12 protein-coding genes are annotated in these 15,250 nt (G+C 59.1%); 3 read left to right on the top strand and 9 right to left on the bottom strand.

Annotated elements, in window-relative coordinates; genetic code table 11:
• Window positions 1–132: 132 nt before the first annotated feature.
• The 5 genes from QCM77_RS15590 to QCM77_RS15570 form a co-directional block, all read right to left on the bottom strand.
• Window positions 133–1,443 (bottom strand): NAD(P)/FAD-dependent oxidoreductase, encoded by a 1,311-nt coding sequence (locus QCM77_RS15590; protein ID WP_279684157.1) that lies wholly within the window; start codon window positions 1,441–1,443, stop codon window positions 133–135.
• Between the two features lie 164 nt (window positions 1,444–1,607).
• Window positions 1,608–2,486 carry an ABC transporter permease gene (locus QCM77_RS15585; protein WP_279659686.1) on the bottom strand — a complete coding sequence of 293 codons (879 nt, stop codon included), beginning with the start codon at window positions 2,484–2,486 and terminating at the stop codon, window positions 1,608–1,610.
• Window positions 2,487–2,518: 32 nt separating this feature from the next.
• A complete protein-coding gene (locus tag QCM77_RS15580) occupies window positions 2,519–3,469 on the bottom strand; it encodes an ABC transporter permease (RefSeq protein WP_279659687.1) in 951 nt (316 codons plus the stop codon).
• 86 nt (window positions 3,470–3,555) lie between these two features.
• A complete protein-coding gene (locus QCM77_RS15575; RefSeq protein ID WP_279684156.1) occupies window positions 3,556–5,226 on the bottom strand; it encodes a peptide ABC transporter substrate-binding protein in 1,671 nt (556 codons plus the stop codon).
• Between the two features lie 34 nt (window positions 5,227–5,260).
• Window positions 5,261–6,925 carry an ABC transporter ATP-binding protein gene (locus QCM77_RS15570; RefSeq protein ID WP_279684197.1) on the bottom strand — a complete coding sequence of 555 codons (1,665 nt, stop codon included), beginning with the start codon at window positions 6,923–6,925 and terminating at the stop codon, window positions 5,261–5,263.
• 742 nt (window positions 6,926–7,667) lie between these two features.
• On the opposite strand from QCM77_RS15570, the gene QCM77_RS15565 reads away from it, so the two are divergent.
• The gene (locus QCM77_RS15565; RefSeq protein WP_279684155.1) at window positions 7,668–8,993 is read left to right on the top strand and encodes an NAD(P)/FAD-dependent oxidoreductase; all 1,326 of its coding nucleotides are present in this window, start codon (window positions 7,668–7,670) and stop codon (window positions 8,991–8,993) included.
• Between the two features lie 114 nt (window positions 8,994–9,107).
• The gene (locus tag QCM77_RS15560; RefSeq protein WP_279660005.1) at window positions 9,108–9,584 is read left to right on the top strand and encodes an Lrp/AsnC family transcriptional regulator; all 477 of its coding nucleotides are present in this window, start codon (window positions 9,108–9,110) and stop codon (window positions 9,582–9,584) included.
• Between the two features lie 91 nt (window positions 9,585–9,675).
• Here QCM77_RS15560 and QCM77_RS15555 read toward each other — a convergent pair whose 3' ends face one another.
• Window positions 9,676–11,052 (bottom strand): aspartate aminotransferase family protein, encoded by a 1,377-nt coding sequence (locus tag QCM77_RS15555; protein WP_279659690.1) that lies wholly within the window; start codon window positions 11,050–11,052, stop codon window positions 9,676–9,678.
• 314 nt (window positions 11,053–11,366) lie between these two features.
• Here QCM77_RS15555 and QCM77_RS15550 point away from each other — a divergent pair, with 314 nt between their 5' ends.
• Window positions 11,367–12,056, top strand: coding sequence for a haloacid dehalogenase type II (locus QCM77_RS15550; RefSeq protein ID WP_279684154.1), 690 nt, complete (start codon window positions 11,367–11,369; stop codon window positions 12,054–12,056).
• A gap of 195 nt (window positions 12,057–12,251) precedes the next feature.
• Here the strand turns inward: QCM77_RS15550 and QCM77_RS15545 are convergent, their stop codons facing one another.
• From QCM77_RS15545 to QCM77_RS15535, 3 genes are all read right to left on the bottom strand, one after another.
• Window positions 12,252–13,709 carry an NAD-dependent succinate-semialdehyde dehydrogenase gene (locus QCM77_RS15545; RefSeq protein WP_279684153.1) on the bottom strand — a complete coding sequence of 486 codons (1,458 nt, stop codon included), beginning with the start codon at window positions 13,707–13,709 and terminating at the stop codon, window positions 12,252–12,254.
• Between the two features lie 233 nt (window positions 13,710–13,942).
• Window positions 13,943–14,299, bottom strand: coding sequence for a cupin domain-containing protein (locus QCM77_RS15540; RefSeq protein ID WP_279659693.1), 357 nt, complete (start codon window positions 14,297–14,299; stop codon window positions 13,943–13,945).
• A gap of 13 nt (window positions 14,300–14,312) precedes the next feature.
• Entirely contained in the window at window positions 14,313–15,236 is a 924-nt protein-coding gene (locus tag QCM77_RS15535; protein ID WP_279659694.1) for a 2-hydroxyacid dehydrogenase, read from the bottom strand.
• Window positions 15,237–15,250: the final 14 nt, after the last annotated feature.

Below are 15,250 nucleotides of genomic sequence, written 5' to 3'. Positions count from 1 at the left end.
TGACGCGGCGAACTATCCGACATGCCGCACCAGCTGCAGCGTATCTTGGCTCCGACAGCATTGCGCAAACAGCCGGAAGCAAAGTTCAGCAGGGTATTGCATTGATGATACGGTAAAGGAGACGATGTGCTGTCAGCGGCGGTCGCGCCACAGCGCGAACCGATCCTGCATCCGATATCCCCAGATCATGCCGGGCATGAACCAGGGATCGCCGCGATAGAGCGGGATGGAGGCCGGCGGACGGAAGTCAAAGGCCGTGCGCGACCGCTCGTCGTTTCCCATGAGCTTGTGGGCCGCATGCCTACCGATCCACGGTGCCCAGACCACGCCTGAACCGCAGAAGCCGCTGGCATAGAGCACACCGTCCTCTTCGAAGATGCGCGGGAGCATGTCGCGATTCATCGCCACGTTGCCGAACCAGCTGTGCGAAAGGTGAACATTCTCCAGTTCCGGGAAAAGGTTCACCAGCCCCTTGCGCAGTAGGAGCTTGGGAGCCACCGGATTACCGACACGAGAACTGTCGCGCCCCCCTAGCAGGATACGTCTGCCGTCGGGCGATGGGCGGTAGTAGAACCCGACTTGGCGGTTTTCGGTCATCATCATGCGTTTTGGCATCAGCCGCGCCATGACATCAGGTGCGAGCTCCTCGGTTGCAATGATCCGGCTGCGAACGGGGACCAGCCTGCGGCGCAAGAAGGGAACGGCGCTATCAGTATAGCCATTCGTGCAAACCAGCACCTGACGCGCCTGCACCGAGCCGGCCGAGGTCACGACGCGGAATCCGGAGCCATCCCTCTCAATTGAGATGACGGGAGTGTGTGCATGAACCGCGAGGCCCGAAGCGAGTGCCACGCGAAGCAGTTCAGCGTGAAACTTCGCCGGTTGTAGCCCACCGATATCCATCCGGACTGTTCCACCCCGGTAGACATCGGTGCCGATGTAACTGCGCTGCTCGGCATAGGGAACGGCGTGAGACTCGATCCGCAGCCTCTTCGCCAACGCTTCCGCGCTGCGCGCCATCGTGTCGTACTGCTGATATCCGAACGCGCCCTTGAACTGCCCGACCAGCTGGAAATCGCAGGCAAGCCCTTCGGTCTTGATGAAATCGTAAAGGAATTCGCGGGCGATCTTGCCTTCCGCCTCGATTGCCAGCGCCTTGTCTTCGCCGAAGCGTCGGGAGATCGCCGCGTAATCCGGCCGTATGCTTGCGCTGGCTATTCCGCCGTTGCGCGTCGAGGCTCCCTCGCCCGGAGTCATCGCGTCAAAGGCCGCAACCGAGCGTCCCTCGCGCGCCAGCACCAGCCCGGCCGAAAGAGAGGCATAGCCAGCGCCCACGATCAGCACGTCCAGTTTCTTGGGAAGGGTCTGTTGAGGCAGCGACCTAAGCGGTGCGGCTTCCCACCAATAGGGCGTGTCCTTCTCTGCGGCTATCGGCTCGTGCATGTAGCTGACTTCTCGTGTGTTAAAGGTGGCCTGGGATTACTGACAAGACGGATTGTGATCAGCCAACGCGATGCTTGCGACGTCTACGCTATCAAGAAGTTCTGCTGCATAGCCTTCAACGCTGTCCGTTGCCTGCCAGCCCGCATCGCATTGATCTCAAGTTCTCAAATGTGGTCGTCTCTAACGTCGAGCGCATCGCGCAGCCCGTCGCCGATGAAGTTGAAGCTGGTCACCGCGATCGTAATCGCAGCGCCGGGAATGATGGCAAGCCAGGGAGCGCTGGCCAGATACTGCTGGGCGCCGTTGAGCATGTTTCCCCAACTGGGCAGCGGCGGTTGGATCCCGTAGCCGAGAAAGCTGATGTAGGCTTCCAGGAGAATCGCACGGGCGACCGTCAAACTGGCGGCTACGATGATCGGACCCATAGCGTTGGGCAAGATCTCCCTGAGCATAATATGCGTTCCGCTTAGCCCAAGCATCCGACCGGCCTGGACAAACTCGCGCTCGCGTAACGAGCGAACCTCAGCCTCGACGATGCAGGCAACCTCCATCCATTTGGTGATTGCGATGATAACCGTGATCATGACGGGACTGGGCCGCAATGCTGCAGCCAGCGCCAGTAAGAGAAAGATCGACGGAAACGACAAGAAGCCATCAACAGTGCGCATGAGGACTGCGCTGATCCAGCCGCCGCGATATCCCGCGACCACCCCGACGAGTGCTCCGATCACTATTGACAATAGCATCGCCGAGAATCCCACCAGCAGCGAGATCCGTCCTGCCATTAACAGTCGAGCCGCCAAGTCACGCCCCAGCGGATCGGTGCCGAGATAATGATTTCCGGTCATCGGAGGAGCGAAGCGGGCGCGCAAGTCAATGTGGAGCGAGTCATACGGCAGCAGATAGGGGCCCAAGACGCATGCCAGCGTCAGCAGCGTGATCATTGCCAGACCTAGCAGCGCCAGGCGATGGTTGATGAAGCGGAATACCGCGCGGCTGTGCCACCATCGGCTTGGTGCTGTGCTTACGGCGAGAGCGGTCATATCGGTCGGCTCCTGTCGGGGCTTTTGCGGGTTCAACCCAGACGAATGCGCGGGTCAACAATAGCGACGACGATGTCGGCGATCAGGTTTCCGAGAATGACAAGGATGGCGGAGAATATCAGCAACCCCATCACTACTGGATAGTCGCTGTAACCGAGGCTGTCGAGAAACAGCCGTCCCATTCCTGGCCAGGTAAAGACCGTCTCGGTCACCAATGCGCCGGTTAGGATGCTGGGCAGCTGCACACCTGCAAGCGTGATCATTGGCAGGAGTGCGTTGCCGACAACATGCTTCAAAAGAATTCGGCGCTCGCTCAGGCCCTTGGCGCGGGCAGTTTTGACGAAGTCCTGGCTGATGGCGTCCAGCGTCGCCGTCCGCATGTAGCGGCTCCAGACCGCGACATGGACGAGTGACAACACTACGCTGGGCAGGATCAGATGGTGCAGGTAATCTAGAGTGGAGCCGTCGCCGATAGTGTACATATTCCCGGCAGGCACCCAACCCAATTGCAGAGAGAAGACGTAGATCCCGACAAGCCCGAACCAGAAGGTCGGGATCGATAGCGCGATCATGGCGCCGATCGTCGCCAAATAATCAAACAGCGAATAGCGGTGCGTGGCGCCACGGATGCCGATCCATGTGCCGATGGCGATCGCGATCACCGTCGAGGAACCCATCAGCAGTAGCGTGGCAAAAACATGCTGGCCGATCACTGTCAGCACGGATGTCCCGTCGCGAAACGAGCGCCCCCAGTCGCCCTGCACAAGACGCCATGCCCAGTCGAAATACTGGATCCATATCGGCCTGTTCAGCCCCAACTGTTCCGCCAGCCGCTCGATATCCTGCTGGTTCATGCTCGGATCCCGTGCGTATTGCGACAGGGGGCCGCCTGGAATAAGGCTTAGAATGGTGAAGCCGATGATCGAGACGATCACCAGCAGCGCGAGGCTCTGTGAGAGGCGATTCAGCAGAAATCCGCGCATTCGGCCTTCCTCCCGTAGAATGAGAAATTCAGTAGCACTTTGCCGCCCCGACTGGCTTTCGCGAGACGGGGCGGCGGCTGCTAATATCAGCTCGTCCAAGACCAGGCGCCGGCGTTCCAGGACTCTGTGCGCGTGTTCCCATTAGACACCGCTCCCTGAATCCCTTTCTTGTGCCCCTGCACTGCAGTGTTCTGATAAAGCGGCAGTAAGGGCAGGTCTTGCCGGACCAGTTCTTGTACGCGGAAGTAGATTGCGCGCCGCGCTTCCGGATCGAAGGTGCGGCTACCTTTGTCCAAGAGAGAGTCGACCTCCGGATTGACGTATTGCGCATTGTTTGAACCGCGACCGCCTTTATTGGCGATCGAAAGCGAATGCAGGCGGTTGGTGACGTCCGGGTCTGCGCCGATCAAATAAGTGGCGCCTACTATGACCGAATCGAAACGAGATCGTTGCCAGAATTCGCCCCACATCACCGCGGCCGGAAGGTTGGAGATGGTCATCTCGACGCCGATCTCGGCAAATGTCTGCTGCAGGTACTGCTGGACCTGCTCGCGGAGAGGGTCGCCTGAGGTGGTCGAGTTGGTGAAAGACAGACGCACCCCGTCTTTTACGCGGATCCTATCCCTTCCGGGCACCCAGCCGGCTGCGTCGAGGATCTGCTGCGCCCGCTTGACGCTGAACTCCTGCACCGGAAGGCCCGGGTTATAATAGAAAGACTGCCGCGGCATGAAGGTCTCAGTCGGAGTCGGCACGCCGTAATAGAGCCCGTCGACAATTGCCTTCTTGTCGATCGCCGCATACAGCGCCTGACGGACCTGCAGCTCCTTAAACTGCGGGCGCTCTAGATTCAGGTAAAAAGACTCGAATGAGGATTTGGGCTCCAGTTTGACCACCCGGCTCGGCAGCTTGCGAGCTTCCTCGTAATGGTCGGGGGTGATGTATGACTGGCCCACGAGGTCCACGTCACCGCTCTTGAATTGGGTGTAGAGGACGGTCAGATCGGGAATGTATTTGAAGATTAGCCGCTCGATGTATGGACCTTCACCGAAATAATTCGAGTTGGCGACAAGCTCGACATGGTCGCCAGGAACACGCGTGCCCCACTTGAAGGCACCAGTACCGACTGGCGCTTGGTTGAAGGCGGCATTGTTTGGATCAGCCTCCTTCTCCAGGATGTGTTTCGGCACCATGAAGGTTTCGGTCAGGAACGACAGGTACGGTGCGAAAGCCTGCTCCATCCGCCAAGTAATCTCGGCGGGCGAGACCACGGTGATGTCGCGCACCAACGAGTGCCCCGTCGTACGCCAACTGCGGAAGCTCGGGTTCGTGATGAGTTCAAGGGTGAATTTCACGTCCTCGGCCGTGAAGGGCTTTCCGTCGTGCCAACGAACATCGTCGCGCAAGCGGATCCGCCATTTCAGACCGTCCTCGGAAATGCCACCGTTCTTTTGCGTCGGCACGTCGACCGCGAGGTTCGGCTGGATAACGCCGTGGGGATCAATCCGGAAGAGCGCGTCGAAAAGCGAGAAATGCACGCCGTCATCGACCTCGATATGCGCCATCAGCGGATTGAAGACCGTGGGCTCTTGCGAGAGTCCAACGACAATCCGGCCCTTGGGAGTTCGTGGAGCGTTTTGACTGAAGGCGGGCTTGGCTAGCAGATTGGGCGCGAAGATGCCGGCAGCCCCGCCTAAGGCCATCATTCGCAATGTGTCGCGTCGCGAGTAGTCGGATGCAGATTTGGAGTGTTTGGTCATGGTTTCCTCATTATGGCGGGATCGGCAGTTACTCTCATCGGTTGGCCGAAGCCTGGCGGGCATGTTCCGGCTGCTCTCCAGGAATCGCAGCCACCAGTTCGCGCGTGTAGGATGATTTCGGGTTTAGGAATATCTGCGAGGGCGGTCCGCGTTCGACGATTCGCCCGTGCTGCATCACGGCGATCTCGTCGCAGATCTGGCTGGCCACACGCAGGTCGTGGGTGATGAAGATCATTGAGACGCCGGTCTCCCGCTGGATTTGATCCAGCAACTTCAATATCTGGGCTTGGATCGACACATCGAGCGCTGAAACTGCTTCGTCGGCAATCAGCAGCGTCGGTTTGAACATCAGCGCCCGCGCAATGCCGATGCGTTGGCGTTGCCCACCGGAGAACTCGTGCGGATAGCGGCCAAAGGCGCCAGCGTCGAGACCCACATGGGACAGCAGTCCCCGGGCCTCCTCGCGTGCTTGAGCATAGGGCATTCCATGCGCGATCGGACCTACAGTGAGGATGTGACCGATCGTCGAGCGCGGGTTGAGGGATGCGAAAGGATCTTGGAAGATCATCTGGATCCGCGGCCGCAGTGGGCGGAACTCGGCCTCAGAAAGCCCGGCAACGTCGCGGCCCTCGAACAGAATGCGACCGCCGTCACTGTCCATCAGTTTGATCAAAAGCCGCCCTAGCGACGACTTGCCGGAGCCGCTTTCGCCAACGACGCCAAGTGTCCGGCCAGGTGCCAAGTCGAACGATACGTTGTTGACCGCCGGCACGGTCCGCGTTGCGCCGAACAATTTGGTGCCGCTGCGATAGGTTTTCACCAAATCCTCAACCTGCAGGATCGGCGCTTTCCCAGCAGCTTCCAGAGGAACCCGGTCCTTGCCTGTCAGATGGGGGACGGCCGCAATGAGCCGCCGCGTGTAAGGGTGGCTGGGCGATTGCAGAACCTGAACGGCACTGCCCTGCTCGACGACATGGCCTTTCTCCATCACCGCGACGCTGTCGGCGATCTCGGCCACCACCCCAAAATCGTGCGTGATGAACATCACGCTCATCCCCTTGCGGCGCTGAATGTCGCGGATCAGCTTCAGGATCTGCGCCTGGGTGGTCACGTCGAGTGCGGTTGTCGGTTCGTCAGCGATCAAGATCGCGGGCTCGAGCGCCAGGGCTATGGCGATCATCACGCGCTGTCGCTGCCCACCCGAAAGCCGGAACGGATACTGATGATACATGAGCTGCACATCGGGCAGCCCCACTTCGGTCAGCAACTCAATAGCACGGCTGCGGCGGGATTTCGGTGTGCCGATGCCATGCGCCGCTATGGCCTCGTCGATCTGCGCACCCACTGTCATCAGCGGATTGAGCGCTGAAAGCGGGTCTTGAAAGATCATCGACACGACCCGGCCGCGAAGGTTGCGGAGCTTATCGGGCGAAAGGCCTACGATATTGCTCCCATTCAGGTCGATCGTACCCGAGGCAACACGTATCGCCTTGGGCAGAAGCCCCATGATCGCATTGGCTGTGACCGACTTGCCTGATCCGGACTCTCCAATGATGCACAGGATTTGGCCGCGCTTCAGATCAAAGCAGACGTTCTCGACGGCGTGCACCCGTTCCATCCCGGCCGGCAAGCTCACGGTCAGATCGCGCACTGAGAGTGCCACATCTTCCGAGGCTACAGCCTGAGGGGCAGACGCCATTTGAACAGTCTCCCCTTTCAACAGCGTTGGTTCATTCTGCTGCGGATTGGCTCTTCGGCCGTTATTGCCCACGCGACGCTCGAACAGAACGAAAATTCGCCGCTCATTTTGCCATTCCCTGTTGGGAGACTGCGACATGATCCAGACCTCTCTGCTCAACAGGTGGAAGCTGTTGTTCAGGCCGGAGCGTCGGTCGAGTGGCCAACCCGATCAATGTATCGAAGTTCGTGGAGCTACCACTGGCATCCAGCTTGATTGCTTCAGCTAAGGACTGTTCCTGGACAGGATTCATCCAGCTTCCCTCTAGAACTTCTGCCGTTGATCGACATTGACCCGACATTCGCGAGTTTGACTGCTTCAATCACCCCGGAGTCGCCGAAACGCGCCATATGAGCAGCAGGAAGTTCTGAAAACAAAGTGCGATTTGGCATTTCAGGCTGCGCCGCCAAACGTCCAAGACCAACTTCCGGAAATGGATCAGATCAAGATTGCCGTCGCGAACGTGAACTCTCAGGCGGCCTGCCTCTTGCGCACAAACGCACTATCGCTGTGCATGGCACGTCTAGCCCCCACGCGCTCGAAACTTAAGGCCCTGGTGCCTTTGGCGAATGAAGTGGGCGCGCAACAATAGCTTGAACAGAAGGCGGAAAACCGCAGGATATTCCGTCTAATCACAAATTCCCACAGGGCACCTGCCGCGAATTCTCCGCTACGATGGATCAAACGCCAGGAGTCCCCGCCAATGAGCGCGCCGCTCATGCATATCGAATCCAGTCCATCGCTGCCTCAAGAGGCAGACGTCGTCGTCATCGGTGGCGGAGTGGTGGGCGTGTTCACGAGCTACTACCTCGCCCGTCGCGGCGTTAAGGTCGCCTTGCTGGAAAAGGGCCGTGTTGGCGCAGAGCAGTCCAGCCGCAACTGGGGATGGTGCCGGCAACAGAACCGCGATGCGCGCGAGTTGCCGATTGCAACCAACAGCCTCGATCTCTGGGAGAGAGTTGCCCAGGAGACCGGAGAAGATACCGGTTTCCGCCGCTGCGGCCTTCTGTATTTGTCGAACGACGAAAATGAGCTGGCGGGCTGGGCAAAGTGGCGAGACTTCGCCAGGACCGTTGGCGTTACGACGCACATGTTGAGCGCGGAAGAAGCAAGCGAGAGAGGCAAGGCGACGGGCCGCAAGTGGAAAGGCGGAGTCTTTTCTCCAACCGACGGAACGGCAGATCCTTCAAAAGCCGTGCCAGTTGCCGCGCGTGCGATCATGGCGGCGGGTGGCACGGTGCACCAGCATTGCGCGGCTCGCGGCATCGAACTCAATGCCGGCCGGGTCAACGGAGTGGTGACTGAAGCGGGCACGATCCGGACGAAGACGGCGGTTATGGCAGGAGGCGCGTGGGCTTCTTCGTTCTGCAACCAGCTTGGAATTCGTTTCCCGCAGGCGTCCGTACGCCAGTCCATTCTCGCCGTGGCTCCTGGCGCGGCTGGCCTGCCCGATGCCCTGCACACAGCGCTCGTCTCGCTTACGAGGCGTAGCAGCGGCGGGTACACGCTGGCAATAAGCGGGCGCGCGCGAGTCGATCCAACGCCGCAGCAATTCAGGTTCGCCCGCGAATTCGTGCCGATGTTTGCTCGCCGGTGGCGCAGTCTCGCCCCTGGAGCATTCGAAGGCATGCGCCAAGGTCACGAATCCCTGGCGAAATGGGCGCTCGGTGAGGTGACCCCGATGGAGCTGAACCGGACACTTAATCCCCGTCCCGACATGCGGCAGATTCGGCTGACACATCAACGAGCTTGCGAATTGCTGCCGGAGCTCCGGCGTGCCGCAATCTCGAACGTCTGGGCCGGCTACATCGACAGCACACCGGATGGCATTCCCGCAATCGGCGAAGTTGAGTCGATTCCAGGCTTCATCCTTGCGGCAGGGTTCAGCGGCCACGGCTTCGGGATTGGCCCCGGCGCTGGGCACCTGATCGCCGACATCATTACCGGTACTGCGCCGATCGTCGACCCGCGTCCATACAGGCCGGAGCGGCTGAAAACGGGTGCCTGGGGCAAAGTCGCCGAGTTCTGAAAAGCAATCTCTCCGCCCGGTGGGAAAGGATGCTGGTTGGTGCTATGACAGTGCCTATGACGCTGAAACCTCAAAGCCTTGACGCCACTATCGCTCCCATCTCATGGCATTGCTATGAAGCTCGATAAGATCGACATCAGGATTTTATGCGAACTGCAGAAGAACGGGCGGACTTCCAACGTCGAGCTCGCAGAGCTGATAAACCTTTCCCCGAGCCCGTGCCTGATGCGCGTCAAGAGGCTCCAGACGGAGGGCTTCATCACCGGATATTCCGCCCAGATCGACGCTTCCAAGCTCGGACAAACTCTGACCGTGTTCACCGAGATCACGCTCAAAAATCATCGCCAGATCGATTTCGCGCGCTTTCTCACGACAATTGAAAAGATCGATTCGGTCGTCGAATGCCATCTCGTTTCGGGTGGGTACGATTATCTCGTAAAGTTCATCACGGCAGGGATCAGCGAATACCAGGCTGTCATGGAGCGCCTGGTCGAGATGGACATTGGCATCGACAAATACTTCAGTTTTGTCGTGCTGAAGTCCCCAATCGTGAAATCACATCTGCCTCTAGAAAGCATATTCAATAGCTGAAGAACAATCCTCCACCTCAGGAGGGGCACGGGCAGATACCGGACCGCGCTACGGCTCAGGCTTTGTTGGCCACCGATCGGCAGGCCAGTGATTATCCTTTCATCGCCGCGCGGACGTCCCTGTCTTCGAGCGTCTGGTCGAGCGTGGCCCGTGTCCGTTCGATGATGCCGTCGATGTCCGCATCCGTGCAGCAGAGTGGCGGCGCGTAACCCAGCACGCCCTGGGCAAAGGCGCGGATGACGAGGCCGTTGTCCCATGCGCGGTCGAAAATGCGGCGCGCCGCGTCCGCTTCCGCCGGCAGGGGTGTCTTGCGCTTCTTGTCGGTGACAAGCTCGATGGCGGCCAACATGCCGCGACCGCGGACATCGCCGACAAGCGGATGGTCGGAAAGCGCGCGAAGGCCCTCCATCAGACGCTGACCGGCCTTCCGGCCGTTTTCCAATAAGCCGTTTTCGTAAAGATCAAGGCACGCGAGCCCGACGGCCGCGCTGACCGGATGTGCGGAATAGGTGTAACCGTGGCCGACAGCTGTCTTCCCGGCACCGTCCGCAATCGTGTTGTAGACACGGTCGGACATGAGAACCGCTCCCATCGGCACATAGCCCGAAGTCAGTCCTTTTGCCGTGGTCATGAGATCCGGCACGACGTCATCCTCTTCACAGGCGAAGAGCGGACCGACACGGCCGAAGCCAGTGATGACCTCATCGGCAACGAGCAGAATATCGTGCTCCTTGCAAACAGCGTGCATGGCCTTCAGCCAAGACGGCGGGGGAACGAGGACCCCTCCTGACCCCTGTATCGGCTCGACATAAAAAGCGGCGACGCGATCAACGCCCACTTCGGCGATCTTGGCTCGCAGGGCCGCGACCGACGCAGCAATGATAGCCTGGGGATGGGAACCGACGGGATTACGATAGGCATAGTGCGACGGGATTTTGTGCTGCCAGCTATAAGGTACCCCAAAGCCCGCATGAAAGGCGGGGATCGCGGTCAAGCCGGACCCTGCCGTCGACGATCCATGGTAGCCATGCTCGACGGAAATGAACTGATCCTTCTGCGGCGTACCCTTGGCATGATAATAGTACCGAATAAATCGGATCGTGCTGTCGACGGCATCGGAGCCACCTAGCGTAAAGTAAACATGGTTCAGATCGCCAGGCGCCAATTCAGCCAGCCTGGCGGCCAGACGAATGGCCGGCTCCGATCCCAGGCCGAAATATCCCGTCGCATAAGGCAGCTCGCGCAACTGCCGCGTGGCAGCTTCAACGATGCTATCCTGTCCGTACCCGACATTGACGCACCACAGGCCAGCGAACCCATCGAGCAATTGATGTCCCGCGGCATCGGTTAGCGTCGCGCCCTTCGCTGATTTTAGCACCCGCACGCCCAACGCCTCGTGACTGCGGTAAGACGAGACCGGGTGAACCAGATGCGCACGATCCAGCTCGATCAGCGAATTGCTCAACATCTCTGCCTCCATATCAACCCGAAAAGCAAAGTAGGACATCGAAGGCAGCAGTTCCTCCCAAGCTGCACCTGAACCAAAGGAGTTTTGACTTTCGTTGGTGATCGACGCCGCATCTTATACCGGAGCGCGTCCGCCGCGTGGCTGTGCCGTTCAACTGAAAAGGTGCTTGGCGCAACTGTCTGCCAAAGCTTCGATCCGATACGACACAATCTGCTTCCGGCTCCAGCGAAAGCGGCGCTTTATCTTACGGCACGCTCACTATGATGCCTGTCGTACCGGCGCGCAGTGCCGAGAGGATTGGAGGATTCCACGCCATGACGAAGTTCCGACCGAAATACATCACCTTCGATTGCTACGGCACGCTGACAAATTTCGACATGGCCGGTGCGGCGCGGAGAGTCTACGGCTCGCAGCTTTCCTCCGCGGCGATGGCAGGGTTCATCAAGGATTTCGCTGCCTATCGCCTGGACGAGGTTCTTGGCGCGTGGAAGCCGTACTTCGAGGTCGTGCATAATTCGGTAGAGCGCGCGTGCAAGCGCAACGGTGTCGCATTTCGGCCGGAGGATGCCCAGCGCATTAATGAAGAGATCCACACATGGGGTCCACATGCCGACGTCCCGGCGGGCCTGGCCAAGGTTGCCAGGGAGATACCGCTGGTCATCCTGTCGAACTCCATGAAGCACCTCATCATGTCGAACGTCGAAAAGCTCGGCGCGCCCTTTCACATGGTCATCACGGCCGAGGAGACCGGCGCCTACAAGCCGCACATGAAGGGCTTTGAATACATGTTTGACAAGCTGGGCTGCGGTCCGGAAGACATCACCCACGTCTCATCCTCCTTCCGCTACGACCTGATGACCGCCTACGACCTAGGTATCAAGAGCAAGGTATGGGTGAACCGCGGTCATGAGCCCGCGAACCCCTTCTATGAGTATACGGAGGTGGATGATATCGGCGGGCTCGCCGCGGCGGTCGGTTTGGAGCCTCTTCAAAAAAGGGCGTGAATGTGTATCCTTTCGGGCCCTTTCGCGCACTTCAGAGCTTAAAACTTCAATAGAGACGGATGAGTTATACAATAAGGGGGAGCGGTTCAGCCGCCCCCCTTTCCTGTGTTTCAAGCTACTCGTCGCGTAGAATTGCGTTACTTCAGCTTGAGGCATCATCCCATTTTGTCGCGCGGACGCGGGCTCGCGGGGCGCTTATTCCAGCCCGCCGACATGTAGCGTTTTGATCTCGAGATATTCGTCTATCCCGAGCTGAGATCCTTCACGGCCCAGCCCCGATTGTTTTACACCGCCGAAAGGCGCGACCTCGGTCGAGATCAGGCCGGTGTTCAGGCCTACCATGCCGAATTCCAGCGCCTCGGCAACGCGCCATGAGCGCTTGAGGTTTTCCGTATAGAAATAGGCAGCCAGGCCGAAGGGCGTGCCGTTCGCGATCGCGATCGCTTCGTCCTCGGTCTCGAAGCGGAAAAGCGGCGCGACTGGTCCGAACGTCTCTTCTGAGGCCAAGAGCATCTCAGTCGTTGCCTCGCCGAGCACGACGGGGCGGGCATACTGTCTACCTTCCGGCATACGTTCACTCTGCGAGATGATCCTCGCGCCTTTGTCCAGGGCGTCTGTGACGTGCCGCTTGATCTTTTCTATCGCCGGGCCATTGATCATCGGTCCGATTTCGACGCCTTCCTCAGTGCCGGCACCGACCTTCATTTTCGCAACTCGGCTGGCGAGTTTTTCTGCAAAAGCATCGTAAATGCTGGATTGCACGAGGATGCGATTGCAGCAGACGCAGGTCTGTCCGCCATTGCGGAATTTCGACGCAATCGCGCCCTCGACGGCCCGGTCGAGATCGGCGTCGTCGAAGACGATGAATGGTGCATTACCGCCGAGCTCGAGGCTGAGCTTCTTGATGTTGTCGGCGGCGCCTTTCATCAGCAACGCGCCTACGCGGGTCGATCCGGTAAACGAGATTTTGCGGACCGTTTCATTGGCCATCAGCTCCGTGCCGATTTCCGCGGGCATGCCGGTCACGATATTAATGACGCCCGCCGGAATTCCTGCTCGCTCCGCCAGAACGCCGATCGCGAGAGCCGAGAAAGGCGTAAATTCAGATGGCTTGATGACCACGGTGCAGCCCGCAGCAAGCGCAGGTGCCACTTTGCGCGTGATCATCGCGTTTGGGAAATTCCAGGGGGTGATGACCCCACAGACGCCTACCGGCTCTTTCAGCACCAAAATGCGGCGATCGGCAGTGGGCGAAGGGATGGTCGACCCATTGATCCTGCGTGCCTCTTCCCCAAACCATTTTACGAAGGATGCCCCATAGCGGATTTCTCCGAGCGATTCAGCAAGGGGCTTGCCCTGCTCCAGAGTCAGCAAGAGCGCCAGATCCTGCTCATGCTGCCGCATGAGCTCATACCATCGTTCCAAGTGCGCCGCACGCTCTGCATGCGTAGTCTTTTTCCAGCGCTTGAAAGCGTCGGCCGCAGCGTTGATGGCTTTCCTGGTCTCGTCGCGACCCATGTCGGGGATAGTGCCGAGAGCGTCCTGGCTGGCAGGATCAATGACGTTAACGGTGGCTTTTGCGCTCGCATCCCGCCAACTGCCGCCGATCAGCGCTTGCTGACGAAACAGATCGCTGTCCTTCAATGCAATCATCTATGTGTTCCTTTGGCTTCGGACCCAACCCCGCCATTGCTGCTTACCCGTGGACGAGAACGCTCTGGGATTTGCGATTGGCGAGGCAAAGCCGTCTCATCCAAGCAATACAGGACGGCGCGCCGCATTTTTCATCGAGAATGAATTGCCTGACGGTGTTGACTCCGATCAGGCACCACTTTGAAAGTCGATTGTTCTGCCAAGCCAGAATTTAGCCGCCCTGAGCATTCGGCTCAGTCATAAGCACAGACGTAGATCTTTCGCACGGTCTCGATCGTGCGCCAGATGCCGACGAAGCCGGGCTTCATTACAAAGCTGTCGCCGGCGCGGTACGTCTTCGTCTCACCATCCTTTTCCTCAATTTCGATAAGACCCGAAATGATGTGGCAGAACTCGTAGGTGGTGCCCTTGATGGAATGGGTCTCGCCGGGCGTTGCTTCCCAGACGCCGGTTAGCAACTTCTCGCCCTTCGAAGCGTCCTGCGCCCAGGTCTTGAATGATGGATTGCCGGAAATGAGCCGTTCCGGAGCAGGCAAGGCGTTCTTTGGTGCGAAGTCCGGATTGGTGTCGATGGTGATCAGAAGTGACATGGCATCTTTCCTGTTAGTAGCCGAGTGTTCGATCGACGAGGCCGATCGGATTTCTTCCAGCGCGGTGGCGCCGGATGTTTTCTATGACGGATTGTGCTGCCGTATGCGGTTGCGTTACGGACGCGATATGCGGCGTTATGATCACCTTCGGATGAGACCAGAGTGCATGGCTTTCCGGCAGCGGCTCGGGATCGGTAACGTCGAGCATGACTGCTGCCAGGCGACCGCTGTCGAGCGCCTCGATGAGTGCGCCCTGGTCAAGCTGTGGGCCGCGACCAACGTGCAGCAACCTCGCGCCCACAGGCAAAAGCGAGAAAAGCCTTGCGTTCAGGATGCCGCTTGTTTGCTCCGTCAGGGGCAGAAGGCAGACGAGAATATCCGTTTCTCTCAGGAAATTGCCAAGCTGATCGTCGCCATGAAAGCAGGTAACACCCTCGACCATTTTTTTGCTGCGGCTCCACGCGGCAAGGGGAAATCGAAACGGCCTCAGGCGTTCGATTGCAGCTTGCGCCAGCGTCCCAAGACCCAACAAGCCCACACGCCGATCAGCGGCCTGGGACGTTGCGAGAGCTTGCCAGAGGCCCCTTCTCTGCTGCTCCCGATATGCAACCATCTCGCGATGGAGCGTCAGCACTCCAAGAACGACGTATTCCTGCATCATGCGTATGATGCCATCCTCGACCATGCGCACCAGCTTCACATGGCCGGGTACAGTCTCCGGCTCGAACTGATCAACTCCCGCACCGAGGGAAAAAACCACTTCCAGATTGCGAAAACGCGAGACATCATCCGGCACGTTCCAGGTCAGCAGGTACCGTACCTTTTCCGGGTCGATAGATTCGCTGCAATGGTAGAATTCCAGATCGGGGAGTTCGCGCGCAAAGACTTGGCGGAAGACTGCCTCCCTGGCAGCATCGGAATTGAAAAGAAATGCCATCGATGCACCCCACT

It is taken from the genome of Bradyrhizobium nivariense (assembly GCF_029846695.2).
Taxonomy (GTDB): Bacteria; Pseudomonadota; Alphaproteobacteria; order Rhizobiales; family Xanthobacteraceae; genus Bradyrhizobium.
Note: the sequence above shows the minus strand (reverse complement) of the source record. Positions and strands in the feature narration are given on the sequence as shown.